Source organism: Streptomyces sp. NPDC006487 (assembly GCF_042870555.1).
GTDB lineage: Bacteria > Actinomycetota > Actinomycetes > Streptomycetales > Streptomycetaceae > Streptomyces.
In genome coordinates this window covers 42118-68969 of record NZ_JBIAHN010000007.1, presented here as the reverse complement: position 1 = coordinate 68969, position 26852 = coordinate 42118, and the positions used below count along the sequence as shown (strand labels likewise).

The window sequence follows — 26852 nt, the reverse complement described above, 5'->3', positions numbered from 1 at the left end:
CCCCGGCATTTGGACTTACTCTCTTGCCCTCCCCCCCCCCCCCCCCCCACCCCCGGGGGGGGGGGGGGCCCCCCCCCCCCCCCCCCCCCCCGCCTGTTTCCCCCCTGCTTCCCCCTCCGGATTCCCCCCGGGTACGGACTACTTCCCCAGCGAGCTCAGGTCGGTCGCGTACGTGCCCACCGCGTGGGCGATCACGTCGAGGTTGGTGTCGAAGGCCTTCAGGTCGATGTTCTTCAGGGTGTCCCCCGCCCCGTGGTAGTTCGGGTCGTACGGGGCCCCGGCCGTGCCGCCGTACCGCTTGGCCTGCTCCGGCGTCTTGATCCCCTCGGCCCCGGTGAAGGTGCCGCCGGCCGGGATGCCGTTCGCGATGAAGGGGCCGTAGTCGGAGCGGCCGTCGAAGTCACTGCCCTCGTGAGGCTTGGCCTTCTTGTCGAGGAAGCCGTTGATCAGCGCCTCGATCCGGTCCGAGCCGGCCGGGCCGGCGCCCTCGCCGGTCTTGTCCGAGTCGTCTCCGTCGTAGACGAACTGCGCCGCGTTCGGCGAGGCGATCATGTCGAAGTTCAGGTAGAGCGCGATGTCCTTCTTCTGCCGCTCCGAGAGCTGCGCCACGTAGTGCTCGGAGCCCAGCAGGCCGAGCTCCTCCGCCGACCACCAGGCGAAGCGGACCTTGTTGGCGGTCCGCTTGCCCTTGCCCTTCTTGTTCGCGCCCTCGTCCGCGAGCTTGAGGGCCACCTCCAGCAGGCCGGCCGAGCCCGACCCGTTGTCGTTGATGCCCGGGCCCTCGGGGACCGAGTCCAGGTGGGAGCCGACGGTGACCACGCGGTCGGCGCGGCCGCCCCGGGTCTCGGCGATCACGTTGCGCGTGGTCTTCTTCACGTGCTCCTGGTCCAGGTCCAGCCGCACGCTCACCTCGCCCTTCGCCGCGGCCGCGGTCAGCGCCTCCCCGTCGGCCAAGGTGATCCCGGCGCTCGGGATGATCCCCTCGGAGGGCGAGGAGAAGGTGCCGCGCACCGGGGTGGTCCCGCTGTGGTTGTAGACGATCACCCCGAGCGCTCCGGCCCCGGCGGCGGCCCGCTGCTTCTCCACGAAGGTGCAGGTGCCGCGCTTGACCAGGGCGATCTTCCCGGCGAAGGCCCCGGCCGGATAGTCGGCGGCGTCACACCCCGGGCTCTCGTCGACGCGGGCGAGGGCCAGCGGCGCGGTCAGGCCGCCGGCCGGGGTGGACTTGGTGAAGGTGAAGGCGGCCGTGGCCAGCTCCCTGGGAGCCTCCCCGCCCGCGCCGCCGAGGACGGTGGTCCGCTCCGTCCTCGTGTGCGCCTCGTAGATGTCGAAGTCCTGGTACGAGACCTCGTACCCGGCCTTCTTCAGCGTGTCGTGGACGTAGGCGGCGGAGGCCGCGTGGCCGGGCGTGCCGGCGGCGCGGTTGCCGCCGTTGGCGTCGGCGATCTGCTGGAACTTCGCGAGGTGGCGGTAGGCACCGCGGGCGGTGACCTCCTCCACCAGCTCCCGGGCGAGACGGTCCTCGCGCGGGTGGGCGGCGGCCGGCGCCGCGGCGAGCAGGACGGGTGCGGCGACGGCGACGGCCGCGAGGGCGGCGAGCGCCGGTATGGACCGGCGGCGGTGGCGGATGGCGCGCACGGTGGTTCTCCCCGAGTTCGAAGTGCGGAACACACGTCCGGATTACGGACGCGACAGACGGGACCGTAACCGGCTTCGACCAGGCGAAACGCCCGCCGGGCGGCGGTGCAACACGGCTGCCACGGAGTTGTCACGGGGGTTCACACGGAGAACACCGTCCGCTCCTCGGACAATGGATTGGACAAGGCTCGTGGGGTCGAACGCATGATGGCTTCACGCGCGCCCGCGTCGTACGTACCAAGAGGAGTCACCGTGAGGGTCGGAATCGTCGGAGCCACCGGACAGGTCGGCGGAGTCATGCGCGGCATCCTGGCCGAGCGCAAGTTCCCGGTGGACGAGCTGCGGCTGTTCGCCTCGGCCCGTTCGGCCGGCTCCACCCTCGAGTGGGAGGGCCGGGAGATCACCATCGAGGACGCCTCCACGGCCGACTACTCCGGCCTGGACATCGTGCTCTTCTCCGCGGGCGGCGCCACCTCCAAGGCCCTCGCCGAGAAGGTCGCCTCGCAGGGCGCCGTCGTGATCGACAACTCCTCCGCCTGGCGCCGCGACCCCGAGGTCCCCCTCGTCGTCTCCGAGGTCAACCCGCACGCGATCAAGAACCGCCCCAAGGGCATCATCGCGAACCCGAACTGCACCACGATGGCCGCGATGCCGGTGCTGCGCCCGCTGCACGACGAGGCCGGCCTGACCGCGCTGATCGCCACCACCTACCAGGCCGTGTCCGGCTCGGGCCTGGCGGGCGTCGCCGAGCTCAAGGGCCAGGCCTGCGCGGTCTCCGAGGCCGCCGACCAGCTGACCTTCGACGGCGACGCGGTGGAGTTCCCCGAGCCCGCCGTCTACAAGCGGCCGATCGCCTACAACGTGATCCCGCTCGCGGGCTCGATCGTGGACGACGGCTCCTTCGAGACCGACGAGGAGCAGAAGCTCCGCAACGAGTCCCGCAAGATCCTGGAGATCCCGGAGCTCAAGGTCTCGGGCACCTGCGTGCGCGTGCCTGTCTTCGCCGGCCACTCCCTCCAGGTCAACGTCCGCTTCGACCGTCCGCTGAGTGTCGAGCGCGCCTACGAGCTGCTGAAGGACGCCCCGGGCGTCGAACTCTCGGAGATCCCGACCCCGCTGCAGGCCGCCGGCAAGGACGCCTCGTACGTGGGCCGCATCCGCGTCGACGAGACCACCGAGAACGGCCTCGCGCTGTTCCTCTCCAACGACAACCTCCGCAAGGGCGCCGCGCTGAACGCGGTCCAGATCGCGGAGCTGGTCGCGGAGGAGCTGCGCGGCTGATCCCCCTCGCACGGCCGAAGGGCGGCACCGTGACGGTGCCGCCCTTCGGCGTTCCCCGCTACGCCCGGCGGACCTCGAAGAGGTAGCAGCCGTACTCGGCCGCGCGGACGTGGACCAGCGCGGTCCGCGGGTCCTCGAAGGCCTCCGTCAGCGCCTGCCCGACCACCGCGTCCGGGTTCTCGGCGAGGTCGAGCACCCGCCCGCCGAGGATGTGGCCCGCGGCGTCGTAGCGGCGGGCCGTGCGCAGGGCGCCGGGGTGGGCGAAGGGGAGGCCCGTCTCCGGGGCCGGTCCGCCGCAGTCGGCGGCATGGATGAACACGGGGCCCTGCTCGTCGTAGGCCCCCGGGTCGACGCCGGTCGCGGCGGCCCAGCGGCGCAGCGGGGCGTACGCGACGAGGGCGATCCGTTCGCCGGGGGCGCTGCGGCGCAGGCAGCAGCGCAGCGGGGCGCCGCCCTCCGGGTCCTCGTAGGGCGTGCAGGGGCGCCCGGCATCGTCGAGGGTGCGCAGTGCGGCCAGGACGGGAGGGGCGATGGCGAGCGCGGTGTGGGTGGTCATGCGGTCCAGGGTGCTCCGGCGGACCGGGCGGAGCTGGCGGAAATCGGACGTCGAGTTTCGCCCGTGGATTACTCCGGCGCGGTGGCCCGGCCCGCGTGGAAGGATGGGCCGAACGTCACCATCGAAGGAGATGACCGCGTGCCAGGCACGAATCTGACCCGTGAAGAGGCTCAGCAGCGCGCAAAGCTGCTCAGTGTCGACTCGTACGAGATCGAACTCGATCTCAGCGGCGCGCAGGAGGGTGGCACGTACCCCTCCGTGACCACCGTGCGCTTCCAGTCCGCCGAGGCCGGCGCCGAGACCTTCATCGACCTGGTCGCCCCGGCCGTGCACGAGGTCGTCCTCAACGGCAAGTCACTCGACGTGGCCGCCGTCTTCCGGGATTCCCGGATCTCGCTCGCGCACCTCGCCGCCGGGGCCAACGAGCTCCGCGTGGTCGCCGACTGCGCGTACACCAACACCGGTGAGGGTCTGCACCGCTTCGTCGACCCGGTCGACGAGCAGGCCTACCTCTACACCCAGTTCGAGGTCCCGGACGCGCGCCGCGTGTTCGCGAGCTTCGAGCAGCCCGACCTGAAGGCGACGTTCCGGTTCACCGTGACGGCCCCCGCGGGCTGGACGGTCATCTCGAACTCCCCGACGCCCGAGGCCCCCGCCGACAACGTCTGGCGCTTCGAGCCCACCCCGCGCATCTCCACGTACATCACGGCTCTGATCGTCGGCCCGTACCACTCGGTGCACAGCTCCTACGAGGGCGCGGACGGGCAGTCCGTCCCGCTCGGCATCTACTGCCGTCCCTCGCTCGCCGAATTCCTCGACGCCGACGCGATCTTCGACGTCACCCGGCAGGGCTTCACCTGGTTCCAGGAGAAGTTCGCGTACGACTACCCCTTCGCGAAGTACGACCAGCTCTTCGTGCCGGAGTTCAACGCGGGCGCGATGGAGAACGCGGGCGCGGTCACCTTCCGCGACCAGTACGTCTTCCGCTCGAAGGTGACGGACGCGGCGTACGAGTCGCGCGCCGAGACGATCCTGCACGAGCTCGCGCACATGTGGTTCGGCAACCTCGTCACCATGGAGTGGTGGAACGACCTGTGGCTGAACGAGTCGTTCGCCACCTACACCTCCATCGCCTGCCAGGCGTACGCGGAGGGCTCGAAGTGGCCGCAGGCCTGGACCTCCTTCGCCAACTCCATGAAGACCTGGGCGTACCGGCAGGACCAGCTGCCCTCCACGCACCCGATCATGGCCGACATCCGTGACCTGGACGACGTCCTGGTCAACTTCGACGGCATCACGTACGCCAAGGGCGCCTCGGTCCTCAAGCAGCTCGTGGCCTACGTCGGTCAGGACGCCTTCTTCAAGGGCGTACAGGCCTATTTCAAGGCGCACGCCTTCGGGAACACGCGCCTGTCGGACCTGCTGGGCGCCCTGGAGGAGACCTCCGGCCGCGATCTGACCGCCTGGTCGAAGGCGTGGCTGGAGACGGCCGGCATCAACGTCCTGCGCCCGGAGATCGAGACCGACGAGAACGGCTCCATCACCGCCTTCGCCGTCCGCCAGGAGGCCCCGGCGCTGCCCGCCGGCGCCCAGGGCGAGCCGGTCCTGCGCCCGCACCGCATCGCGGTGGGCCTGTACGACCTGGCCGACGGCAAGCTGGTGCGCGGCGAGCGGATCGAGCTGGACATCGACGGCGACCTCACCGCCGTGCCGGAGCTGATCGGCCGGACCCGTCCGGCCGTGGTCCTGCTGAACGACGACGACCTGTCGTACGCCAAGGTCCGCCTCGACGAGGTGTCCCTCGCCAACGTCACCGCGCACCTGGGCGACTTCACCGAGTCGCTGCCGCGCGCGCTGTGCTGGGCCTCTGCCTGGGACATGACCCGCGACGGCGAGCTGGCCACCCGCGACTACCTGGCCCTCGTCCTGTCGGGCATCGGCAAGGAGTCGGACATCGGCGTCGTCCAGTCCCTGCACCGCCAGGTCAAGCTGGCCGTGGAGCTGTACGCCGATCCGGCGTGGCGCGACCAGGGCCTGGCCGTCTGGACGGAGGCCACGCTGGAGCACCTGCGTGCGGCCGAGCCGGGCAGCGACCACCAGCTGGCGTGGGCCCGCGCCTTCGCGGCGACGGCCCGTACCGAGGAGCAGCTGACCTATCTGTCGGCGCTGCTGGACGGCTCGGCGGAGGTCAAGGGCCTGGCCGTGGACACCGAGCTGCGCTGGGCGTTCCTGGAGCGCCTGGCCGCCACCGGCATCGCCGACGAGCCGGCCATCGCGGCCGAGCTGGAGCGGGACAGGACCGCGGCGGGCGAGCGGCACGCGGCGACCGCCCGGGCGGCGCGTCCGACGGCGGAGGCCAAGGCCGAGGCCTGGGCTTCGGTCGTCGAGGGCGACTCGCTTCCGAACGCGGTGCAGGAGGCGGTAATCGGGGGCTTCGTCCAGACCGACCAGCGCGAGCTCCTCGCCCCGTACACGGCGAAGTACTTCGCGGCGGTCAAGGAGGTCTGGGCGACGCGCAGCCACGAGATCGCCCAGCAGATCGCGGTGGGGCTCTACCCGTCCCTCCAGGTCTCCCCGGAGACCCTCGCGGCGACGGACGCCTGGCTGGCCTCGGCCGAGCCGAACGCGGCCCTGCGCCGCCTGGTCTCGGAGTCCCGCGCGGGCGTCGAGCGCGCACTGACCGCCCAGGCGGCCGACGCCCGGGCCTGACCGGCTCGCGCCACCGCCGGGGCTCCGCCCCGGACCCGCGCCCCGAACGTCGGCGGGCTGGATGCTTTCAGCCCGCCCGGCGTTCGAGGGCACGGGCGCGAAGCGCACGTACGGGGTCCGGGGCGGAGCCCCGGTTTCGGGAGGAACGGGCGGGGTGGGGGAAGGCCCCGCGCAGCCGCTCCCCGCGCCCGCTACACCCTTGCGGCGGCTACCGCGCGCAACGCCGCCAGCGCGTGGGCGACCGCCGGGGCCGATTCCGAGCCCCGCCGCAGGGCGGCGATGACGTGCCGGGTGGGCCGGTCGTGGGGCAGGCCCCGGACGGCGACGCCCGAGGCGCGGCTCGCCACCATCCGCGGGACAAGCGCCACGCCCATCCCCGCCTCGACCATGGCGAGGATCGCCGTCCAGCCGGAGGCCGAGTGCGCCTGCTCGGGCACGAACCCCGCCGCCTCGCACGCGGTGCGGGTGATCTCCGACCAGGGCCCGGAACCGCCGTAGATCCACGGGTCCCCGGACAGGTCCGCGAGCCGCAGTTCCGCGGCGCCGGCCAGTGGATGGTCCGGGGGCAGAGCCACGTCGAGGGGGTCTTCCAGCAGGGTCCTGCGGGTGAACCGGGGGTCCCGGGCGGTCGGGGCGTGGGCCGCCAGCGAGAGCGCGAGGTCGACGACCCCGGCGGACAGCAGCTCGTAGGACTCCGCCGCCTCGGTCTCCCGTACGCGGACCTCCACGCCGGGGTGCGAGCGCCTCAGGGCGGCGACCGCCGGGACCACGAGGACCGGTACGGCGGTGGAGAAGGCCCCGATCCGGACCTCCCCCGCTTCCCCCGCGAGGTATCCGGTGAGCTCCGCGTCCGCCCGCTCCAGCTGCGCGAACACGGCCTCCGCGTGCCGCAGTACGAGGTGGGCGGCGTCGGTGAGCCGGACCCGGCGCCCCTGCGCCTCCAGCAGCGGGACCCCGAGCATCCTGGCCAGATTGGTCAGCTGCTGCGAAACGGCCGAGGGCGTCATGTGCAGCGCCTCGGCCGTCGCGGTCACGGTCCCCTGTTCGGCGAGGGTCCGCAGGATCCGCAGCTTCTTGATGTCCCACTCGATCATGGGACCGAACTTACCGCCGGGCACCCAGACCCACTCCGCCCAGGATCAGCGCCATGCACAGGAGCTGGGTGGGGCCGGTGGTCTCGCCGAGGAGCAGCAGGCCGAGGCCCGCGACACAGACCGGCTGGAGGTAGTAGACGACTCCGGCGCGGGCGGCGCCGATCGTCGCGACGGCCTTGTTCCAGGCGAAGAAGGCGACGGCGGAGGAGAAGACGCCGACGTACAGGAGCATTCCGGCGGTGGAGGGGGTGACCTGGAAGCCGCCCTGGACGCGGAGGGACACGGCGTAGGCGGGGGCGAGCATCAGGGCGCCGAGGACGAAGGTGGTGAGCAGGAAGGCGAGTCCGCCCAGTTGGGCGGGCTTGCGCTTGAGAAGCGCGCTGTACGTGGCGAAGGACAGGGCGGCACCGAACATCCACAGGTCGCCGGCGGCGAAGTCGAAGCGGATCGATCCCTTGCCGACCAGGAGGAGCACGCCGAGTGCGGCGAGGGCCAGGCCGAAGGTGCGCCGGGCGCCGAGCTTCTCGCCGCCGAGGCGGGCGTACAGGGCCATGATGACCGGCGAGGCGGCCATGATCATGCCCATGTTGGAGGCGGAGGTGGTCAGTCCGGCCTGGTGCACGAGCGTGTTGTAGAGGGTGACGCCGAAGAGGGTGGCCAGGGCGATGTAACCGAAGTGCTTGCGGATCAGGGCCCGCTGCTGCCAGGCCTGCCGGGCGGCGAAGGGGGCGACGGCCACGGTGGCGATCACCCAGCGCCAGAAGACGGCCTGGACGGGCGGGATGCTGTCCGCCATCCCCCGGGTGGCGACGAAGCTGCCGGACCAGACGACCGTGGCGAGCAGGGCGAGGAGGATGCCGAGACCGGCGGCCCCCTTCTTCGCCTTGCCGGGCAGTGCTGCCTGCGGGACGGTGCGGACTCGGTCCAGGACGGCCACGGTGTGTCTCCCCCTCGGGGTTCGGAGTGTCGGTTCGTCGGTCTACCGTCGCACCGGGGCACCCATCAGGTCCATCGAAACATTTCGATCGGTTTCTTCAGGAGAACTGAAAGGTTCGGCCTTGGGGCGCGGCGCGCCCGCCGCGAGCTGCCCGGCGACGGTGGCACCGAAGGCGATCACCATGCCCAGCACCTGCACCGGGGACAGCGCCTGCCCGAGGGCGGCCCAGCCGATGACCGCGGCGGTGAGCGGCGAGAGCGGGCCGAGGAGGGTCACCGAGGTGGCACTGAGCTGCCCGATGCCGCGGAACCAGAGCCAGTACGCGATGCCGGTGTTGATCAGCATCATGTAGCCGTAGCCGAGGAAGGCCTTGCCGTCGAGGGCCGGCGGCGCCCCTTCCACCAGTGCGGCGACCGGGATGATGATCAGCCCGCCCGCGGTGAGCTGCCAGCCGGTCATGGCCAGCGGGCCGACACCCTCCGGGCGCCCCCACCGCTTGGTCATGACGATGCCCGCGGCCATCGAGACGGAGGAGGCGATGCCGGCCACCAGCCCGACCGGGTCGAGTTCCGCCTGCGCGGTCAGCACCACCATGCCGACGCCGAAAGCCGCCACGACGGCGGCGAGCACGGTCCGCAGCCGGGCCCGCTCGCCCAGGAGGAGGGCGGCGAGCCCCACGACGAACAGCGGCCCCGCGGAGCCCAGTACGGCCGCGACCCCGCCGGGCAGGCGGTAGGCGGAGAGGAACAGGAGCGGGAAGAAGGCGCCGATGTTGAGCCCGCCCAGGACGGCCGCCTTCCACCACCACCGCCCCGTGGGCAGCTTCCGCGCGAGGGCGGTGAGCAGCAGGCCGGCGGGAAGGGCGCGCATCACCCCGGTGAACAGAGGCCGGTCGGGCGGCAGCAGCTCGGAGGCCACGAAGTAGGTGGAGCCCCAGGAGATGGGGGCGAGGGCGGTCAGGACGACGGTGGTGGCGCGCTTCACGGCGGATGCTCCTCCGGCAGGGACGAGTAGCTCACTTGGAAGTAGCTTAGCACTAAGCTACTTTCTGGCAAGCAACTTTCTTGCGAAGGACCAAGCGAAAGCCGGATACTGCGCCCATGACCGACAAGGACCCCGTCGACGCCATCGCGGACCAGTGGTTCGCGGTGCGCCCCGATCTGGACACCGTGCCCATGGCCGTCTTCGGCCGGATCTACCGGATCTCCAAAGCCATGGGTGACGCGATGGAAAAGGCCTACGCGCGCTACGGAATCTCGCGCGGGGAGTTCGACGTCGTGGCCACGCTGCGCCGGAGCGGAACCCCGTACACCCTCTCGCCCCGCCAGCTCTCGGCCACGCTGATGCTGACCACGGGCGGGATGACGGGACGGCTGGACAAGCTGGAGAAGGCCGGTCTGCTCCGCCGGAGCCCCGACCCGGACGACCGGCGGGGGCTCCGGGTGACCATCACCGACCGGGGCCTCGCGCTCATCGACGAGGCGGTCGAGGCGGGCCTGGAGGTGCAGCGCGAAGCGCTCACCGGGCTCGACGGGGCGGAGATCGCGGCGCTCACCGGTCTGCTGCGCAAGGTGATGGCAGGAGCTCCGTAGCCGGAGCCGGGCCGGGCGGCGATCCGGGCCCCGGGCCCGGGTACGACGAGACGCCGGGGGCCATCAAGGACCCCCGGCGCCCCGGAAGATTCGGATCGAACGGGGAAACCCCGGAGGGGTCAGGCCCGTTCAGGCCGGTTCAGGCTCGTTCAGCCTTCGTGCTGCGTCTTTCGCGACTTGTCGCCGACCATCACCAGACCGGCGATGACCAGGAACAGCACGATCGGCGCGGCCACGTAGAGGCCGAGCGTCTCGGCGACGCTCAGGCCCGGACCCGGGTCGTCGCCGTCGTCACGGGTGACCGCGAGGGCGGGAGACGTCATCAGCAGCATCATCAGCGTCGTTCCGGCCGTGACGGCGCCGGCGCGCAGAGCGTTCTTCTTGTCCACGGTGCAAACGTAGCGAACACCTAAACGCCGCGCGCGCCCGGGGGTGCCGTACGGGTTCCCACCGCCCCCCGCACCGCCCCCAGCAGGGCGTTCGCCCGCGGCGAGGCGGCCAGTGCCTCCAGAGTCAGCGGCCGGCCCTCGGCGTCGGCGACCGGGAGCCGCCAGTTGGGGTACTGGTCCCAGGTGCCGGGCAGGTTCTGCGGGCGCCGGTCCCCCACCGCGTCGGGCAGCCAGACACCGACCAGCCGGGCCGGGGTGCGCGCCAGGAACCCGTACAGGCCCCGAACGGCGGCCTCCTCGCCCTTGGTGTCGAGCCCGAGGTCCTCCAGCACGTCCAGCCAGCGCGCGGTGTCGGCCGCGTCCTCGGCGCGCTCCCGCTCCGCGGGGCGGGTCAGCAGGCCCAGCCGGTCGCGCAGTTCCACGTGGGAGCCGGCCAGTTTGGCGGCCGTGGGAGGCAGATCGTGGGTGGTGACGGTGGCCAGGCAGTCGGCTCGCCAGCGCTCCGGCTCCAGCGGCTCCCCGTCCCCGCCCCAGTCCCGCTCGAACCAGAGCACCGAGGTGCCCAGCACCCCGCGCCGGGCCAGTGCCTGGCGGACCCCCGGCTGCACGGTGCCGAGGTCCTCTCCGATGACCAGGGCCCCCGCCCGGTGCGCCTCCAGGACCAGCAGGGCGAGCATCGCCTCCCCGTCGTACGAGACGTACGCGCCTTCGGCCGGCGGGGCCCCTTCCGGGATCCACCAGAGCCGGAACAGTCCCATGACGTGGTCGATGCGCAGGGCGCCGGCGTACCGGAAGACCCCCCGCAGCAGGGCCCGCAGCGGCGCGTAGCCGGTGGCCGCCAGACGGTCCGGCCGCCACGGGGGCAGACCCCAGTCCTGCCCGCGCGCGTTGAAGGCGTCCGGCGGGGCGCCGACGCAGACGGCCCGGGCGTAGTGGGGGGCTCCGAAGGGGGCTCCGGTGGCGTCCGAGCCCTCCGGGTGCACCCCGACGGCCAGGTCGTGCACGATGCCGACGGCCATCCCGGCCTCCTTGGCGGCCCGCTGGGCGGCGGCGAGCTGGCCGTCCGTGAGCCAGACCAGCCAGCGATGGAAGTCGGCCCGCGCCTTCGGGTCCTCCCCGGCGTGCCCGGCGCACCAGGCGGCGTGCCGGTCCAGCTCCTCGCCCTGCTCGGCACAGAACTCCCCGTAAGCCGCCTCCCGTTCGGGGCCGCGCGGGACGGCGTACAGCAGCTCCAGGGCGGCCCGCTTGAGGGACCAGACGGCGTCCCGGTCGATGAGCGCCCCCTTCTCCAGCACCTCGCGCCGCAACCGGGCACCCCGGTCGGCCAGTTCCACGAGGGCGGCCCGGTCCGGGCAGTCGGCGTACTCGGGGACGTCCTCGATCCGCAGGTGCACCGGGTCGGGGAAGCGCCGCGAGGACGGCCGGTACGGGGAGGGGTCGGTCGGGGTGCCGGGCACGGCCGCGTGCAGCGGGTTGACCTGGACGAAGCCGGCTCCGTGGACACGGCCCGCCCAGCGCGCCAGCTCCGCCAGGTCGCCGAGGTCGCCCATGCCCCAGGAGCGTTCGGAGAGCACCGAGTAGAGCTGGACGAGCAGCCCGTGGGTGCGTTCGGGCGCCGCCGGGGCGCGGTCGGGGGCCACGATCAGGGTGGCGGTGGCGGTGCGGCCGTCGGGGGCTTCGGCGTGGATCCGGTGCACGCCGAGCGGCGGCTCCCCCGCACCGGACGCGCTCCAGGCCGCCGGCGGCTCCTGTGAGGCCGCTCGGCCCGCCGCCTCCCCGGGCCCGTCCTCCTCCGCCTCCAGCAGGGTCCGGGTCCCCGGCGGCAGCGCGGCCAGCTCCACGGGCGGCCGGGACCCCGACCACCACACCAGTACGCGCGGCAACAGCCGGTGCGCCGCGTCGTGTTCGGCCGCGGCCAGGTCCGCCCGTACGGACTCAGGGGTGTCCGCGTTCACACCCAACTGCCGCAGCACGGCGGCGACGGTGGCCTCCGGGACCCGGAGGGTGACGTCCTCGGCGGGCTGGTAGGTGGTGGCGACTCCGTACAGGGCCGCGAGCCGGGCGAGGTCGTCCATCAGGTTCCTTGTCGTCTAGTCACCCGCGGCGGCCGCCGCGGCATGGGTGGTCGGCTCGCTGGTCAGCGGCGCCTCGCAGGCGAGCGGGGGCTCACTGGTCAACGGCGCGTGCGCGGCGTCGGCGAGCGAGGGCTCGCTGGTGAGGGGCCGTTCGTCCGGTCCGGACTGCGCCGGCAGGTGGGCGAGCGGCGGACGCCGCTTCTCGGCGGATGCGGCGGATGCGGCGGATATGACGGTGGTGGTGCGGGTGGCGTTCTCGGTTTTCGCGGCCTTGGTGTTCACCGGCAGGCACTCCTTCGTACGTGAGGATCGGTCAGGACCCGTGGACGGCTCCCACTGTGTCGGTCCGCGCGCCGTCCGCGCACCACCGACAGCGGAAATTCTCCTGTGCGGTCCGTGAATCCGTACAGACGTGCCTGTGTTCGGGCCGTGCGCGGGAGGTGTTGCGGAGCTCCGCGCCGGTCACCGCACGCCGGGAGCATCGGCCCTGGCGTACGGGATCGTCGGGAACGCCCTCCGGCGCGCGGCCCGGAGAACATCCCAGCCCTACCCAGTCGGCGGATCCGCATTCCTGGCCGATCCAGGTCAGATCACCCGCGGGCGTTGACACCCCGGGCGTACGGATGGTGGGGTCTGGCTCATTCGTGCGAGCGGGGGACGACTCGGGACGGGGTGGCCGCGTGCAGATCAGGGGCAGCAAGCGGGCCACGGCCACCGCCGCGGCGGTGGCCGTCATCGGTGCACTGCTGAGCGGGTCGGCGGTGGTGGGTCCCCCCACCGCCTTCGCCGCGCCCACCTCGCCGGACGCACCGGACGCACCCGCCGCGCCCGGAACCTCCGCGGCCCCCGCGGCACTGCGCGACCCGGCGCCCCTCCCCGCACCCGCCCCCGTGCTCGACCCCGGCTCAGGTCCGGCGCGCACCGCTGCCGAGGGGCCCGCGGTGCATCCCCGCCCGCAGTCGACCGTCTCCGACCCGGCGCGCGCGGTACCGCTGGGCACCGAGGCCGTCCTGGTGCTGCCCGCGGGCGTGGACCCGTACGCCGCCCAGCTGGTGCGCGACGCCCTGCGCGCGGCGGGCGTACGGACCCTGCACGAGCGGGCCGACGGGGAACAGCCGCCCGGGGCGGGACCGGTCGTCCGGCTCCAGGGGCCGGACGCGGAGCGGGCGCTGCGGGCGCTCGGCGCGGACGCGGCCGGCGACCTGCCGGCCGGCGGCTACCGGCTGGCGGTGGGCCGCGCCGAGGGGCGGGACACGGTCGCACTGGCGGGCGTGGGCGAGGACGGGCTGTTCCACGCGGCGCAGACGCTGCGCCAACTGCTGTCCCAGGGCGGCGGGAAGGTGCCCGGGGTCCTCGTGCGGGACTGGCCGTCCGCCCCGGTGCGCGGGATCACGGAGGGGTTCTACGGCACTCCGTGGACGGCCGCCCAGCGGCTCGCGCAGGTGGAGTTCATGGGCCGCACCAAACTGAACCGCCTGCTGCTGGCGCCCGGTGACGACCCGTACCGGACCACGCAGTGGCGCCGCGACTACCCGGCGCCGCAGGCGGCGGAACTGCGGGAGCTGGCCGACCGGGCGCGCGCCAACAAGGTGGTGCTCGCCTGGGCGGTGGCGCCCGGGCAGTCGATGTGCCTGGCCTCCTCGGCCGACCGGGCGGCGCTCGCCCGCAAGCTGGACGCCATGTGGGACCTCGGGTTCCGGGCGTTCCAGCTGCAGTTCCAGGACGTCAGCTACACCGAGTGGGGCTGCCGGGCCGACCGGGAGCGGTACGGCAAGGGCCCGGCCGCGGCGGCGAAGGCGCACGCGGAGGTGGCGGGCGAGCTGGCCGCGCACCTGGCCCGGCGCTATCCGGGGGCGCCCGCTCTGTCGCTGCTGCCCACCGAGTACTACCAGGACGGCGTGACGCCCTACCGGACCGCGCTGGCCGGGGCCCTGGACCACCGGGTGGAAGTGGCCTGGACGGGCGTCGGCGTGGTGCCGCGCACCATCACCGGGCCGGAGATGACCGGGGCGCGCTCGGCGCTCGGGCAGCACCCGCTGGTCACCATGGACAACTATCCGGTCAACGACTGGGATCCGGGCCGGATCTTCCTCGGCCCGTACTCGGGCCGGGACCCGGTGGTCGCGGGCGGTTCGGCGGCCGTACTGGCCAACGCGATGCCCCAGGCCGCCCTGTCGCGCATCCCGCTGTTCACCGCGGCGGACTTCACGTGGAACCCGCGCGGCTACCTGGCCTCCGACTCCTGGGCGGCGGCCGTGGCCTCGCTGGCCGGACCCGACCCCAAGGCCCGGGAGGCCCTGGCAGCGCTGGCCGGGAACAACGCCTCCTCCGGCCTCGCCCAGCCCGAGTCCGCCTACCTGGTCCCGCTGATGGACGAGTTCTGGCGGGCCCGGAGCTCCGGCGACCCGGTTGCGGGCGAGCGGCTGCGCGCCGCCTTCCGCGTGCTGCGCGAGGCCCCGGACCGGCTGCCCGCGCTCGCGGACGAGGCGGGTCCCTGGCTGTCGCGGCTCGCACGCTACGGGGCCGCCGGGGAGCTGGCCCTCGACGTCCTCCAGGCGCAGGCCCGCGGGGACGGGGCGGCGGCCTGGCGGGCCTCGCAGGCCCTCACCACCGCCCGCGCGGCGCTGTCCGGGGCGGAAGCCGCCCGGGTCGACAAGGCGGTACTGGACCCGTTCCTGACCCGGGCCGCGGCCGAGGCCGACGCGTGGACCGGCGCGGCCCGCGAGCCGGGCACGGTGACCCGGCAGGCCGACGCGTGGACGGTCGAGCTGTCCGGTGCCCGGCCGGTGTCGGTGGTGACCGTGATGACCGACCCGCTGCCGCCCGGCAGCCGGGGCGCCGTGATCGAGGCCCACGTACCGGGAGAGGGCTGGCGCAAGGTCGCGGAGGCGGCGGCTTCGGGCTGGACCCAGGCGGACGTGGGCGGCCTGCGGGCCGACGCGGTCCGGCTCGTCTGGTCGGGGCCGGCTCCGGCCGTGCACGGCGTGGTCCCCTGGACGGCGGACGGCCCGGAGGCCCGCTTCGAGCTGGCGGACGCCGTGGACGCGGAGATCGGCGGGGCCCCTCAGCGGATCCCGGCGGAACTGTCCGCGCTGCGTCCCGGCGAGGTCCGCGGGCCCCTGTCGGCGACGCCGCCTCCGGGGATCTCGCTGCGCCTGCCGCAGACGGCCGCGGCCGCGCGCGGTACGACGGCGACCGTCCCGGTGGAGGTCGCGGTGGCCGCGGGCACGGCGCCGGGCACCTACGAGGTTCCGGTCACCTTCGGCGCCCAGACGCACACGCTGAAGGTCCGCGCCCATCCGCGCACGGCCGGACCGAACCTGCTGCGCTCCGCCGTGGCCTCGTCCTCGGCCGACGAGACCCCGGCGTTCCCCGCCTCGGGGGCGCTGGACGATTCCCCGGCCACCCGCTGGTCCTCGCCCGCGGCCGACGGGGCCTGGTGGCAGGCGGAGCTGCCCGCCCCGGCCCGGATCGGGCTGCTGCGGCTGCGCTGGCAGGAGGCGTATCCGTCCCGGTTCCGGGTGGAGACCTCGGCGGACGGTGTCACCTGGCATCCCTCGGCGACGGTCGCCTCGCGGGGCGGGGTGGACTCCGTCCATCTGGACCCGGCGGCGGCCCCGGCCCGCTTCGTCCGGGTCACGTGCGAGGCCCGGGCGACCCGGTACGGCTGCAGCCTGCTCGGAGCCGAGGCGTTCGCGGTGGCCCCGTAGCACTGCGGGGCAGTCCCCCACCCGCCCTTCCACCGTTCCCCGGGCTCTGCCCGGACCCGGTCCTCACACGCCGGACGGGCCGGACATGCCACTGCGCGGCACGCTCCAGCCTCGCCGGCGCTTGAGGCGCGGGGTCCGGGGCGGAGCCCCAGGGGGTCCGGGCGCAGCCCGGGGAACGGGCGGAGGGCGGGTAGGGGACTCCCGGGTAGGACTCCCGGGTAGGGGACTCCGGCCCCGTGCAGCGGCACCTCCGCGGCCGGTGCCGCCCGGCTCAGGGGGCTAGGACGCGACCGCCGCGGCGGCGGCCACCGGTACCCCGATGCGATCCAGCGCATCCTCCGCCCCGTACGGCTGGAGGTACGGCATCCAGCACGGATCCCGATGGCCCGTCCCGATGATCCGCCAGGCCAGCCCGGACGGCGGAGCCGGCTGGTGCCTCAGCCGCCAGCCGAGGTCGACGAGGTGCCGGTCGGCCTTGACGTGGTTGCAGCGACGGCACGCGGCGACGACGTTGTCCCAGGCGTGCTGCCCGCCCCGGCTGCGCGGGATGACGTGGTCGACACTGGTGGCGACGGCCCCGCAGTACATGCAGCGACCGCCGTCCCGGGCGAAGAGCGCGCGGCGGGTGAGTGGAACGGGCCCCCGGTAGGGGACCCGCACGAAGCGCTTGAGCCGAACCACGCTGGGCGCGGGGACGGCCCTTGTCGCGCTGTGCAGAAAGGCGCCGGATTCTTCCAGGGAGACGGCTTTGTTCTCCAGGACGAGGACGAGCGCGCGACGGAGCGGTACGACGCCGAGGGGCTCGTACGACGCGTTGAGGACCAGGACGTGCGGCACGGACTGCCTCCTTGTACGCCGGCGGCGCGTGGCTCGCGCCGGGACGATCTGCTTTCCAGTCTCCCCTTACGGCTGGTCGAAGCGCCACCACGCGCCCGTAACGGGTCCGAGGTGTTTTCGACCACACCCGCTTCATCCCCGCGTGAGTCTGGTCTCTCCCTCGAACATGGCAACAAGTCCGGCCGAGTGCCCCGTTAGGGTGGATGGTCTGCCCGCCCCACCCCTTCCGCGGGCAGGACGCTATATCTGGAGGTTCCCGCCGTGCCCAGGCTTGCCGCCGTGCTCCCGCTCGCAGCCGACAACCCGGACGCGGCCGAAACGATCAGAGAGACCCACGAGAGCGTCACGAACGCCGCCAGTTTCATAGAGGAGAACTGGGCCGGATGGCTGTACCTGGGCCTGCGGATCCTCCTCATCCTGGTCATCGCCTTCGCCCTGCGCTCGGTGGTCCGCAAATCGCTGACCAAGCTGATCACCCGGATGAACCGCGGCGCCGATGCCGTCGAGGGCACGGCCCTGAGCGGGCTGCTGGTCAACGCCGAGCGGCGCCGGCAGCGGTCCGAGGCCATCGGTTCCGTGCTGCGTTCGGTGGCCTCGTTCCTGATCCTCGGCACGGCGGGCCTGATGGTGCTCGGCGCGCTCGACATCAATCTGGGACCGCTGCTGGCGAGCGCCGGTGTGGCGGGCGTGGCGATCGGTTTCGGCGCCCGGAACCTGGTCACGGACTTCCTCTCCGGCGTGTTCATGATCCTTGAGGACCAGTACGGCGTCGGCGACAAGATCGATGCCGGGGTGGCGTCCGGCGAGGTCGTCGAGGTGGGCCTGCGCGTCACCAAGCTGCGCGGCGACAACGGAGAGATCTGGTACGTCCGCAACGGCGAGATCAAGCGGATCGGCAACCTCAGCCAGGGCTGGGCCACGGCGAGCGTGGCCGTGCAGGTCAAGCCGACCGAGAGCCTGTCCCACATCCGTGAGGTGATCAAGGGGATCGCCGACACCCTGGCCAAGGAGTCCCCCTGGGACGAGCGGCTGTGGGGTCCGGTGGAAGTGCTGGGCCTGGACGAGGTGCTGCTGGCCTCCATGACGGTGTCGGTGTCGGCGAAGACGATGCCGGGGCAGCAGTTCTCCGTGGAGCGCGAGCTGCGCTGGCGGATCAAGGACGCCTTCGACGCCGCGGGCATCGGGATCGTCGGGGGCCTGCCGGCGCCCGAGGAGGACGAGGCCCCGGCCGACCCCTCGGCTTCCGTCGCCCCGCCGTCGGCGCTGGCGAACCCGACCTCCCCGCAGTCCCTGGCAACGGCGGAGATCCCGCCGCCGGCCGTGGGCGGCTCGGTCTCCGGTCCCCGCATCACGAAGTAGTACCCGCCACCCTCGTACCCGTACACGGCTCGTACCCGTACGCCGCTCGTAGCGCGCGACTCCGCTGCCCCCGTAGATCCGATCTGCGGGGGCAGTGGTGTACGCGCCACCATTGACACGAGCGACCCACCAATAGGAAACTTACCTAACAGTTCATCTCCGCGAGGGAGAAGCCACCCCATGCCCGCCACCCCCGGTACGCCCAGCCTGTTGCGCGCCCTGAACGACCGGGCCGCGCTCGAGCTCCTGCTGACGCACGGTCCGCTGTCCCGGACCCGGATCGGGCATCTGACCGGCCTCTCGAAGCCCACCGCCTCCCAGCTGCTGGCCCGCCTGGAGGCCGCCGGGCTCGTCGTCGCCACCGGCACCGCCACCGGCCGCCCCGGCCCCAACGCCCAGCTCTACGCCGTCAACGCGCGGGCCGCGTACGTCGCGGGGCTCGATGTCACCCCGGGCCGGATCCTCGCCTCCGTGGCCGACCTCTCCGGCGAGGTGATCGGCAGCCACGAGCTCCCCCACGCGGAGGGCACCGGGCCGGTCGAGCAGGTCACCCGCGCCCTCGGCGAGGCCGTCAAGGACGCCGGGCTGCACCTCGCCGACATCCACCGGGTGGTCATCGCGACCCCGGGCTCCTTCGACCCCCGCACCGGGGTGCTGCGCTACGCCGACCACCTGGCGGGCTGGCAGTCCCCCACGCTCCTCGACGAGCTCGCCGCGGCCCTGCCGATGCCGGTCGAGTACGAGAACGACGTGAACCTCGCCGCCGTCGCCGAGCAGCGGCTCGGCGCCGCCCGCGGCCACGAGGACTTCGTCCTGCTGTGGAACGAGGAGGGCCTCGGAGCCGCTCTCGTGCTCGGCGGCCGGCTGCACCGCGGCTGGACCGGCGGCGCCGGGGAGATCGGCTTCCTGCCGGTCGCCGGGCACCCGCTGGTCCGCCAGGTCACCCGGGTCAACTCCGGCGGCTACCAGGAGCTGGCCGGCGCACAGGTACTGCCCGCGATGGCGGCCCGGCTCGGCGTCGACGCGCCGCCGGCCGCCGCGGCCGGGGCCGGGTCGGTGCACGGCGCCGTGCACGGGGCCGAGTCCGGGGCCATGGTCGAGGCGGCCGCCGCCCTGCTGGCACAGGCCGCCGCGGCGCCCGAGGGGGCTCACCTGGAACTCCTGCGGGAGTACGCCACCGCGCTCACCACCGGTCTCGCCTCGCTGGTGGCCGTACTGGACCCGGAGATCGTGATCCTCTCCGGCGCGCTGACCATCGCGGGCGGCGAGCCGCTGCGCGAGCTCCTCGAGGCCGAACTCGCCGACCTCGCCCCGTCCCGGCCCCTGCTGGTGACCGGCGAGGTACGGGAACGGCCCGTACTGCGCGGGGCACTGGAGAGCGCCCTCGCCGCGACCCGCGACGAGGTCTTCGACACCTCCCGCCGCTGAACCGCACCACCCGCACCACCCGCACCACGGCACGCCTCCCCGCACCACGGCTCCTCCCCACCCCCTCCAGGAAGTCCCCCCGCGCAGAGAGTGACTCCGCCATGCCCGGAATCCGCCGCCTGACCGTCGCCGCCACCACCGTCGCCGCGATATCCGTACTCGCCACCGCGTGTGCGGGCTCCGCCTCCGACACGGCCGCCGACGACCCGAAAAAGGACGTCACCCTCAACTTCTGGCACGGTTGGTCCGCCCCCAGCGAGATCAAGGCCATCGAGGACAACATCGCCCGCTTCCAGAAGGCGCACCCGAACATCAAGGTGAACGTCACGGGCAACATGACGGACGACAAGATCAACCAGGCGCTGCGCGCCGGCGGGGAGAAGGCCCCCGACGTGGTCTCCTCCTTCACCACCGACAGCGTCGGCAAGTTCTGCAACACCGGCGCCTTCGCGGACCTGAACCCCTTCCTGAAGAAGTCCGGGGTCGACAAGGAGAAGGTCTTCCCCAAGACCCTGCTGGAGTACACCCAGTTCAACGGCAACCAGTGCACGCTGCCGCTGCTGAACGACGCGTACGGCCTCGTCTACAACAAGACCGCCTTCGCCGCCGCCGGGATCACCGAACCGCCGAAGACCTGGAGCCAGTTCGAAGCCGCAGCACAGAAGCTGACGATCCCCAAGGGCGATTCGTACCAGCAGCTCGGCATCATGCCGACCTTCCACGGCTACGAGACCGCCCCCCAGCGCCTGGCCGCGCTGTGGAGCCCGTCGTACTTCACCGCCGACGGCAAGTCCAACCTGGCCAAGGACCCCGGCTTCGCGCAGATGCTGACGGCGCAGAAGGACCTCGTCGGCAAGCTCGGCGGGTACGAGAAGCTGGAGAAGTTCCGCACCACCTTCGGTGACGAGTGGAGTGCCGAGCACCCCTTCCACCTGGGGTTGGTCGCCATGCAGATCGACGGCGAGTGGCGGGCGCCCATGGCGAAGGAGGCCGGGGTGAAGTTCGAGATCGGGACCGCGCCGATGCCCGTCCCGGACGACCGGATCGGCGAGTACGGCAAGGGCTACCTCGCCGGCACGATCATGGGCATCGCCTCGGGCAGCAAGAAGCAGAACGCCGCCTGGGAGCTGACGAAGTACATGACGACCGACACCGAGGCGGTCGTGGAGTTCGCCAACGCCATCCACAACGTGCCCTCCACGCTGGCCGCCCTGGATTCACCGAAGCTCCAGGTGACGCCGGAGTTCAAGACGTTCATCGACATCGCCAAGCACCCGAAGTCGACCACCACCCCGGCGCAGGCGGACGGCGGCACCTACCAGCTGACCTTCACGGACTTCGCCTACGCGGTCGAGAAGGGCGCGGTCACCGACATCCCGGCCGGTCTCGCCAAGACCGACCAGCAGATCGACACGGACATCGCGAAGGCCAAGTAGCCCGATGAACGGCACCCTCTCCCCCGAACTGCGCGCCAGGCGCCGCAGGTCGGCACTGCGCTCGGCGGCCTTCATGTCGCCCTGGCTGATCGGGTTCAGCGTCTTCTTCGCCTACCCGCTCGTCTCCACCGTCTACTTCTCCTTCACCAAGTACGACGGCTTCCGCCCGCCCGTCTTCAACGGGCTGGACAACTGGACCTACGTCTTCTCCGACCTCCCGATGTTCTGGCCGGCCATGCGCAACACCCTGTGGCTGGTCGTGGTCATGGTCACCTGCCGGGTCGCCTTCGGTCTGGGCATCGGCCTGCTCATCACCAAGATCAAGCTGGGTACGGGCGTCTTCCGCACCCTGTTCTACCTGCCCTACCTGGCCCCTCCGGTGGCGGCGACCCTGGCCTTCGTCTTCCTGCTCAACCCGGGCACCGGCCCGGTGAACACCCTGCTGGACACGGTCGGGCTGCCCACGCCCGGATGGTTCACGGACCCCGCCTGGTCCAAGCCCGCGCTGACCGCGCTCGCGGTGTGGGGGGTCGGCGACCTGATGGTCATCTTCATGGCCGCGCTCCTCGACGTACCGCGCGAGCAGTACGAGGCCGCCGAGCTGGACGGGGCCGGGGCACTGGCGCGCTTCCGCCACATCACCCTGCCGAACATCTCCCCGATCATCCTGTTCGCGGTGGTCACCGGGGTCATCCAGGCGATGCAGTTCTACACACAGCCCCTGGTGGCGGGGAAGGTGGCGTCCGGCGTGATCGGCGGCTCGGGCCAGCCGACCGAGCCCGGGTACCCCGACAAGTCCACGCTGACCCTGCCCCAGGTCATCTACAACGTCGGCTTCCAGCGCTTCGACTACGGCACCGCCTGCGTGGTCGCCCTGGTGCTGTTCGCCCTCTCCATGGCCTTCACCGCGCTGCTGATGCGGCGGCGCGGCGGCCTGATCGAGGCAGGTGACTGACGGCCATGAGCCAGAACCAGACCCTCACCCGCGGCACGCGGCGGACCCCGCGGCCGGCCCCGGCCCCCGCGCCGGATTCCGCGCGGGCCATACGCACCGCGCGACGGCAGGCCGCCCTGCACTGGGTGGCCGTGCACTCCCTCGGAGTCGCCGCGGCCCTGTTCTTCGTCCTCCCCTTCGTTTTCCTCTTCCTGACCTCGGTGATGAGCGACCAGCAGGCGCTGACCCGCGAGCTGTGGCCGCGCACCTGGGAGTGGGGCAACTACGCGAAGGTGTGGGACACCCCCGGCTTCCTGACCTGGTGGCGCAACACCCTGATGTACGCGGGCCTCGGCACCCTGCTGACCGTGGTCTCCTCGGTGCCCGTCGCCTACGCGCTCGCCAAGTTCCGCTTCCGCGGCCGGCGGCTGTCGCTGCTGCTCGTGATCGCCATGATGATGCTGCCGCCCCAGGTGGTCGTCATCCCCATGTACCTCTTCTGGGCCAAGCAGCTGGACCTGTCCGGCACCCTGTGGCCGCTGATCATCCCGATGGCCTTCGGCGACGCCTTCTCCATCTTCCTGCTGCGCCAGTTCCTGCTGACGATCCCGGACGAGTACCTGGACGCGGCGAAGGTCGACGGCTGCGGCGAGCTGCGCACCCTGCTGCGGGTGGTGCTGCCGATGGCGAAGCCCGGCATCGCGGCGGTCGCGCTGTTCCAGTTCTTCGCCGCCTGGAACGACTACTTCGGCCCGCAGATCTACGCATCCGACAACCCGGCCGCCTGGACCCTCAGTTACGGACTGGAGTCCTTCAAGGGCGCCCACCACACCAACTGGAACCTGACCATGGCCGCGACCGTGCTGGTCATGGCCCCGGTGATCGTCCTCTTCTTCTTCGCCCAGAAGGCGTTCGTCGAAGGCGTCACCCTGACCGGAGTGAAAGGCTAGTCATGAAACTCGCAGTGGTGGGCGGCGGTTCCACCTATACCCCCGAGCTGATCGACGGGTTCGCCCGGCTGCGCGACACCCTGCCCATCAGCGAGCTGGTGCTGATCGACCCGGCCGCCGACCGGCTGGACCTGATCGGCGGCCTGGCCCGGCGGATCTTCGCCAAGCAGGGGCACCCCGGCCTGATCACCACCACCTCCGACCTCGACGCGGGCGTCGCCGACGCGGATGCGGTCCTGCTCCAGCTGCGCATCGGCGGGCAGGCGGCCCGGCTCCAGGACGAGACCTGGCCGCTGGAGTGCGGCTGCGTGGGCCAGGAGACCACCGGAGCCGGCGGCCTCGCCAAGGCGCTGCGCACGGTCCCGGTGGTCCTCGACATCGCCGAGCGGGTCCGGCGCTCCAACCCGGACGCATGGATCATCGACTTCACCAACCCGGTCGGGATCGTCACCCGGGCCCTGCTCCAGGCCGGTCACAAGGCGGTCGGGCTGTGCAACGTGGCCATCGGCTTCCAGCGCAGGTTCGCCGCGATGCTGGACCTGACCCCGGCCGACATCCACCTCGACCACGTCGGCCTCAACCACCTCACCTGGGAGCTGGGGGTGCGCAAGGGCGGCCCGGAGGGCGAGAACCTGCTGCCGCAGCTCATCGCCCGGCACGGTGACGCCATCGCCGCGGACCTGCGCCTGCCCCGCAGCGTGCTGGACCGGCTCGGCGTGGTCCCCTCGTACTACCTGCGCTACTTCTACGCGCACGACGAGGTGGTCCGGGAGCTCGGCACCAAGCCCTCGCGGGCCGCCGAGGTCGCCGCGATGGAGAAGGAACTGCTCGGCCTGTACGGGGATCCCGCGCTGGACGAGAAGCCGGAACTCCTCGCCAAGCGGGGCGGCGCCTTCTACTCGGAGGCCGCCGTGGACCTGGCCGCGGCCCTGCTGGGCGACGGCGGGAGCGCCGTGCAGGTGGTCAACACGCTGAACAACGGCACGCTGCCGTTCCTCCCGGACGACGCGGTCATCGAGGTCCAGGCGCGGGTGGACCGCTCCGGAACCTCGCCGCTGGCCGTCCCCCGGCTGGACCCGCTGTACTCGGGGCTCATCGCCCACGTCACGGCGTACGAGGACCTCGCGCTGGACGCGGCGCTGCGGGGCGGACGCGAGCGCGTCTTCAAGGCGCTGCTGGCGCACCCGCTGGTGGGCCAGTTCGACCTCGCCGAAGGGCTGACGAACCGGCTCCTGGCGCACAACAAGGAGCACCTGGCATGGGCGTGAGCCGGCCCCCGAAGGCAGCCGTCCTCGCCGTCGACGCCGGCAACAGCAAGACGGACGTGGCGCTGATCGCCGCGGACGGCCGCGTCCTCGGCACCGGGCGCGCGGGCGGCTTCCAGCCCCCGCACGTCGGGGTCGAGGCGGCGGTGGACGTCCTGGGGCGGGCCGTCGCCGAGGCCGCGGAGGCCGCCGGGCTGGCGGGGCCCGCGGCCACGGGCCCGCACACGGGCCCGCTGGCCGTCCAGGTCTCGGCCTGTCTGGCCAACGCGGACCTCCCGGTGGAGGAGGTCCGGCTCGCGCAGGCCATCGGCGAGCGCGGCTGGGGCACCGCCATCGAGGTCCGCAACGACACCTTCGCGATCCTGCGGGCCGGACTCGGCGAGGGCGCCGGGGGGCCGCGCGGGGTCGCGGTGGTGTGCGGGGCGGGCATCAACTGTGTGGGCATGCTGCCCGACGGGCGCACGGCACGGTTCCCGGCGCTCGGACAGATCTCCGGCGACTGGGGCGGCGGCGGCGGACTGGCCGCCGAGGCCATGTGGTGGGCGGCCCGCGCCGAGGACGGGCGCGGCGGTCCCACCGAGCTCGCGGCGGCCCTGCCGGGGCACTTCGGCCTGGACTCCATGTACGCGCTGATCGAGGCGGTGCACCTGGGCTCCGTCGAGCCCGTACGGATGCACGAGTTGGTGCCGGTGCTGTTCGCGGTGGCCGCGGCCGGTGATCCGGTCGCCGCGGCCCTCGTCGAGCGGCAGGCCGGGGAGGTCGTGGCACTGGCCTCGGTGGCGCTGGAGCGGCTCGGGCTGCTGGCCGAGGAGGCGCTCGTCCTGCTGGGCGGCAGCGTCCTGGCCGCCCGGCACCCGCAGCTGAACGGCCGGGTGGAGGCCCTGCTCGCCGAACGGGCCCCGCACGCCCGGGTCTCGGTGGTGACGGCCCCGCCGGTGCTGGGCGCCGGCCTGCTGGGTCTGGACGCACTGGGAGCGGGGCCCGAGGCCTACGGAAAGCTGCGTGCCCATTTCGGATGAACCGTGCCCGCGCCGGAACCATCCCGGCTCGCGGGGCGTAGTAGGACCGGGGACGGATCGGGGCGGATCGTGCCCGATCCCGGACCGGGTGCTGTGGACGACCGCCACTCAGGCCATACTGCTGCGAAGCACGAAGGACCGAGGGGGAGGTCAGGGTGGCCATCACATCACGCGCGCCCGCGCCCGGCGGCGTCCGGGCGCCCTCCGGGCCGCCGGCGCCGCCGCCCGACGGGCTGCCCCGGCGGGGCACCGCCTGGGCGGAGGGCGTGGAGCGGCTGCGCGCCGCCGCCACCACCGAGCCGGGCCGGCTGCGGATCGTCGGCGCGGTCCTGGCCGCGCTGGTCCTGCTGTTCGGCGCGGTGTCCGTCTGGGAGATCTCCGGCCGGGTCACCGCGGCCGATGACGTCGTGGGCCGCAGCCAGCCGCTGAGCGCCGACGCGGCGAGCATCTACCGCTCCCTCGCGGACGCCGACACCGCCTCCTCCAGCGGCTTCCTCGCGGGCGGCGAAGAGCCCCGCGAGGTCCGCAGCCGGTACGAGAAGGACATCGCCAACGCGTCCCGGCTGCTGGTGAACGCGGCCGCCAGCACCACGGCCGGCGAGGACTCCCGCAAGCAGATCACCCTGCTGAGCGAGCAGCTCCCCCGCTACACCGGCCTGATCGAGCAGGCCAGGGCCACCAACAAGCAGGGCCTGCCGCTGGGCGGCGCCTACCTCCGGTACGCGAACGAGCAGATGAGCACCCAGCTGCTGCCCGCCGCGCAGCGGCTCTACGAGGCGGAGACCGGCCGGCTCTACACGGACTACGACGAGGCCCGCGCACTGCCCCTGGCCTCGCTCGGGGCCGGTGTGCTCGCGCTCGCCGTCCTGGTCTGGGCCCAGCGGCGCAACTACCGGCGTACGAACCGCGTCTTGAACCACGGGCTCGTCGCCGCGACCACCGCCTCGCTGGTGCTGCTGCTGTGGCTGGTCGCGGGGCACACGGTCGCCCGGTCGGGGCTGAGCGAGGCCCGCACGGACGGGCAGGAGTCGCTCAAGGTGCTCAACGACGCGCGGATCGCCTCGCTGCAGGCGCGGGCCAACGAGAACCTGACCCTGGTCTCGCGCGGCGCCGTACTGGCCGAGGACAAGAAGTCCGACAAGTACGACGTGGACTTCTCGAACGACATGAAGGACCTGGACGCGGGCCTGGCGACGGCGGCGAAACTGGCCGACGACACGGCCGGCCGCGCCCCCGTGTCACGCGCCGCGGAGGGCGTCAAGCGGTGGAAGGAACTGCACGCGGCGGCCCGGCAGACCGACCTGAAGGGCGACTACCAGGGCGCCGTCGGACAGGTCATCGGGGACAAGGACCACAAGGAGCCCACGGGATCCGCCTTCGACACGGTGGACGCCTCGCTGGAAGCGGCCCTGGGTCACGAGCAGCGTGAGTTCACCCGGGCGGCGCGGGACGGTCTCGGCGCGCTCGACGGTTTGGTGACAGGCACGGCGGCCCTGGCGGTCGTCGGCGCGGCGGCCGCCCTGCTCGGCATCGGGCGCAGGCTTTCGGAGTACAGGTGAGAGCGATGCCGGGACGGGTGAAGCGCACGGGCGAGGGCTCCGAGGGGGCCGGGGACGCCGTGGCCCGTGCCGTGGCCGCCGAGG

General features: G+C 73.0%; 21 protein-coding genes. 12 read left to right on the top strand and 9 right to left on the bottom strand.

Going from position 1 to position 26852, the window contains the following annotated elements; all coding sequences use genetic code 11:
- Positions 1 to 138: 138 nt before the first annotated feature.
- On the bottom strand, positions 139 to 1638 hold the full coding sequence (locus ACFYM0_RS13395) for a M28 family metallopeptidase (RefSeq protein ID WP_388500339.1): 1500 nt from the start codon (positions 1636 to 1638) through the stop codon (positions 139 to 141).
- Positions 1639 to 1890: 252 nt separating this feature from the next.
- Here ACFYM0_RS13395 and ACFYM0_RS13390 point away from each other — a divergent pair, with 252 nt between their 5' ends.
- Positions 1891 to 2919 carry an aspartate-semialdehyde dehydrogenase gene (locus ACFYM0_RS13390; RefSeq protein WP_388500337.1) on the top strand — a complete coding sequence of 343 codons (1029 nt, stop codon included), beginning with the start codon at positions 1891 to 1893 and terminating at the stop codon, positions 2917 to 2919.
- A gap of 58 nt (positions 2920 to 2977) precedes the next feature.
- Here ACFYM0_RS13390 and ACFYM0_RS13385 read toward each other — a convergent pair whose 3' ends face one another.
- Positions 2978 to 3475 (bottom strand): DUF1203 domain-containing protein, encoded by a 498-nt coding sequence (locus tag ACFYM0_RS13385; protein WP_388500335.1) that lies wholly within the window; start codon positions 3473 to 3475, stop codon positions 2978 to 2980.
- Between the two features lie 138 nt (positions 3476 to 3613).
- Here ACFYM0_RS13385 and pepN point away from each other — a divergent pair, with 138 nt between their 5' ends.
- Positions 3614 to 6184 (top strand): aminopeptidase N, encoded by a 2571-nt coding sequence (gene pepN, locus ACFYM0_RS13380; protein ID WP_388500334.1) that lies wholly within the window; start codon positions 3614 to 3616, stop codon positions 6182 to 6184.
- Between the two features lie 191 nt (positions 6185 to 6375).
- Here pepN and ACFYM0_RS13375 read toward each other — a convergent pair whose 3' ends face one another.
- The 3 genes from ACFYM0_RS13375 to ACFYM0_RS13365 are packed head-to-tail and all read right to left on the bottom strand — an operon-like array spanning position 6376 to position 9199.
- On the bottom strand, positions 6376 to 7278 hold the full coding sequence (locus tag ACFYM0_RS13375) for a LysR family transcriptional regulator (RefSeq protein ID WP_388500332.1): 903 nt from the start codon (positions 7276 to 7278) through the stop codon (positions 6376 to 6378).
- A 10-nt stretch (positions 7279 to 7288) separates the two neighbouring features.
- A complete protein-coding gene (locus tag ACFYM0_RS13370) occupies positions 7289 to 8215 on the bottom strand; it encodes a DMT family transporter (protein WP_388500330.1) in 927 nt (308 codons plus the stop codon).
- Positions 8216 to 8257: 42 nt separating this feature from the next.
- On the bottom strand, positions 8258 to 9199 hold the full coding sequence (locus tag ACFYM0_RS13365) for an EamA family transporter (RefSeq protein WP_388500328.1): 942 nt from the start codon (positions 9197 to 9199) through the stop codon (positions 8258 to 8260).
- A gap of 116 nt (positions 9200 to 9315) precedes the next feature.
- On the opposite strand from ACFYM0_RS13365, the gene ACFYM0_RS13360 reads away from it, so the two are divergent.
- Positions 9316 to 9807 carry a MarR family winged helix-turn-helix transcriptional regulator gene (locus tag ACFYM0_RS13360; RefSeq protein WP_388500325.1) on the top strand — a complete coding sequence of 164 codons (492 nt, stop codon included), beginning with the start codon at positions 9316 to 9318 and terminating at the stop codon, positions 9805 to 9807.
- A 149-nt stretch (positions 9808 to 9956) separates the two neighbouring features.
- On the opposite strand, the gene ACFYM0_RS13355 is transcribed toward ACFYM0_RS13360, so the two are convergent.
- Genes ACFYM0_RS13355 through ACFYM0_RS13345 form a run of 3 tightly spaced genes read right to left on the bottom strand, consistent with a single transcriptional unit; the run spans position 9957 to position 12502 of the window.
- A complete protein-coding gene (locus tag ACFYM0_RS13355; protein WP_327252780.1) occupies positions 9957 to 10196 on the bottom strand; it encodes a hypothetical protein in 240 nt (79 codons plus the stop codon).
- 20 nt (positions 10197 to 10216) lie between these two features.
- Entirely contained in the window at positions 10217 to 12271 is a 2055-nt protein-coding gene (locus ACFYM0_RS13350) for a 4-alpha-glucanotransferase (protein WP_388500322.1), read from the bottom strand.
- 15 nt (positions 12272 to 12286) lie between these two features.
- Positions 12287 to 12502, bottom strand: coding sequence for a hypothetical protein (locus tag ACFYM0_RS13345; RefSeq protein WP_388500962.1), 216 nt, complete (start codon positions 12500 to 12502; stop codon positions 12287 to 12289).
- A gap of 455 nt (positions 12503 to 12957) precedes the next feature.
- Here ACFYM0_RS13345 and ACFYM0_RS13340 point away from each other — a divergent pair, with 455 nt between their 5' ends.
- Positions 12958 to 15981, top strand: a complete 3024-nt coding sequence (locus ACFYM0_RS13340; RefSeq protein ID WP_388500960.1) for a beta-N-acetylglucosaminidase domain-containing protein — start codon at positions 12958 to 12960, stop codon at positions 15979 to 15981.
- A 279-nt stretch (positions 15982 to 16260) separates the two neighbouring features.
- Here ACFYM0_RS13340 and ACFYM0_RS13335 read toward each other — a convergent pair whose 3' ends face one another.
- Entirely contained in the window at positions 16261 to 16818 is a 558-nt protein-coding gene (locus ACFYM0_RS13335; protein WP_388500320.1) for an HNH endonuclease, read from the bottom strand.
- A 261-nt stretch (positions 16819 to 17079) separates the two neighbouring features.
- On the opposite strand from ACFYM0_RS13335, the gene ACFYM0_RS13330 reads away from it, so the two are divergent.
- The 8 genes from ACFYM0_RS13330 (at position 17080) to ACFYM0_RS13295 (ending at position 26768) form a co-directional block, all read left to right on the top strand.
- Positions 17080 to 18177 (top strand): mechanosensitive ion channel family protein, encoded by a 1098-nt coding sequence (locus ACFYM0_RS13330; RefSeq protein WP_388500318.1) that lies wholly within the window; start codon positions 17080 to 17082, stop codon positions 18175 to 18177.
- A gap of 180 nt (positions 18178 to 18357) precedes the next feature.
- On the top strand, positions 18358 to 19605 hold the full coding sequence (locus ACFYM0_RS13325; protein ID WP_388500316.1) for an ROK family transcriptional regulator: 1248 nt from the start codon (positions 18358 to 18360) through the stop codon (positions 19603 to 19605).
- A 101-nt stretch (positions 19606 to 19706) separates the two neighbouring features.
- Entirely contained in the window at positions 19707 to 21041 is a 1335-nt protein-coding gene (locus ACFYM0_RS13320; RefSeq protein WP_388500314.1) for an ABC transporter substrate-binding protein, read from the top strand.
- Between the two features lie 4 nt (positions 21042 to 21045).
- Positions 21046 to 21996 carry a carbohydrate ABC transporter permease gene (locus ACFYM0_RS13315; RefSeq protein WP_388500311.1) on the top strand — a complete coding sequence of 317 codons (951 nt, stop codon included), beginning with the start codon at positions 21046 to 21048 and terminating at the stop codon, positions 21994 to 21996.
- 5 nt (positions 21997 to 22001) lie between these two features.
- Positions 22002 to 22925, top strand: a complete 924-nt coding sequence (locus tag ACFYM0_RS13310; protein WP_388500308.1) for a carbohydrate ABC transporter permease — start codon at positions 22002 to 22004, stop codon at positions 22923 to 22925.
- Positions 22926 to 22927: 2 nt separating this feature from the next.
- A complete protein-coding gene (locus ACFYM0_RS13305; RefSeq protein WP_388500305.1) occupies positions 22928 to 24193 on the top strand; it encodes a 6-phospho-beta-glucosidase in 1266 nt (421 codons plus the stop codon).
- Positions 24184 to 25209 (top strand): N-acetylglucosamine kinase, encoded by a 1026-nt coding sequence (locus tag ACFYM0_RS13300; RefSeq protein ID WP_388500302.1) that lies wholly within the window; start codon positions 24184 to 24186, stop codon positions 25207 to 25209. The genes ACFYM0_RS13305 and ACFYM0_RS13300 overlap by 10 nt, the downstream gene beginning before the upstream one ends.
- 155 nt (positions 25210 to 25364) lie before the next feature.
- Positions 25365 to 26768 carry a hypothetical protein gene (locus tag ACFYM0_RS13295; protein ID WP_388500300.1) on the top strand — a complete coding sequence of 468 codons (1404 nt, stop codon included), beginning with the start codon at positions 25365 to 25367 and terminating at the stop codon, positions 26766 to 26768.
- Positions 26769 to 26852: the final 84 nt, after the last annotated feature.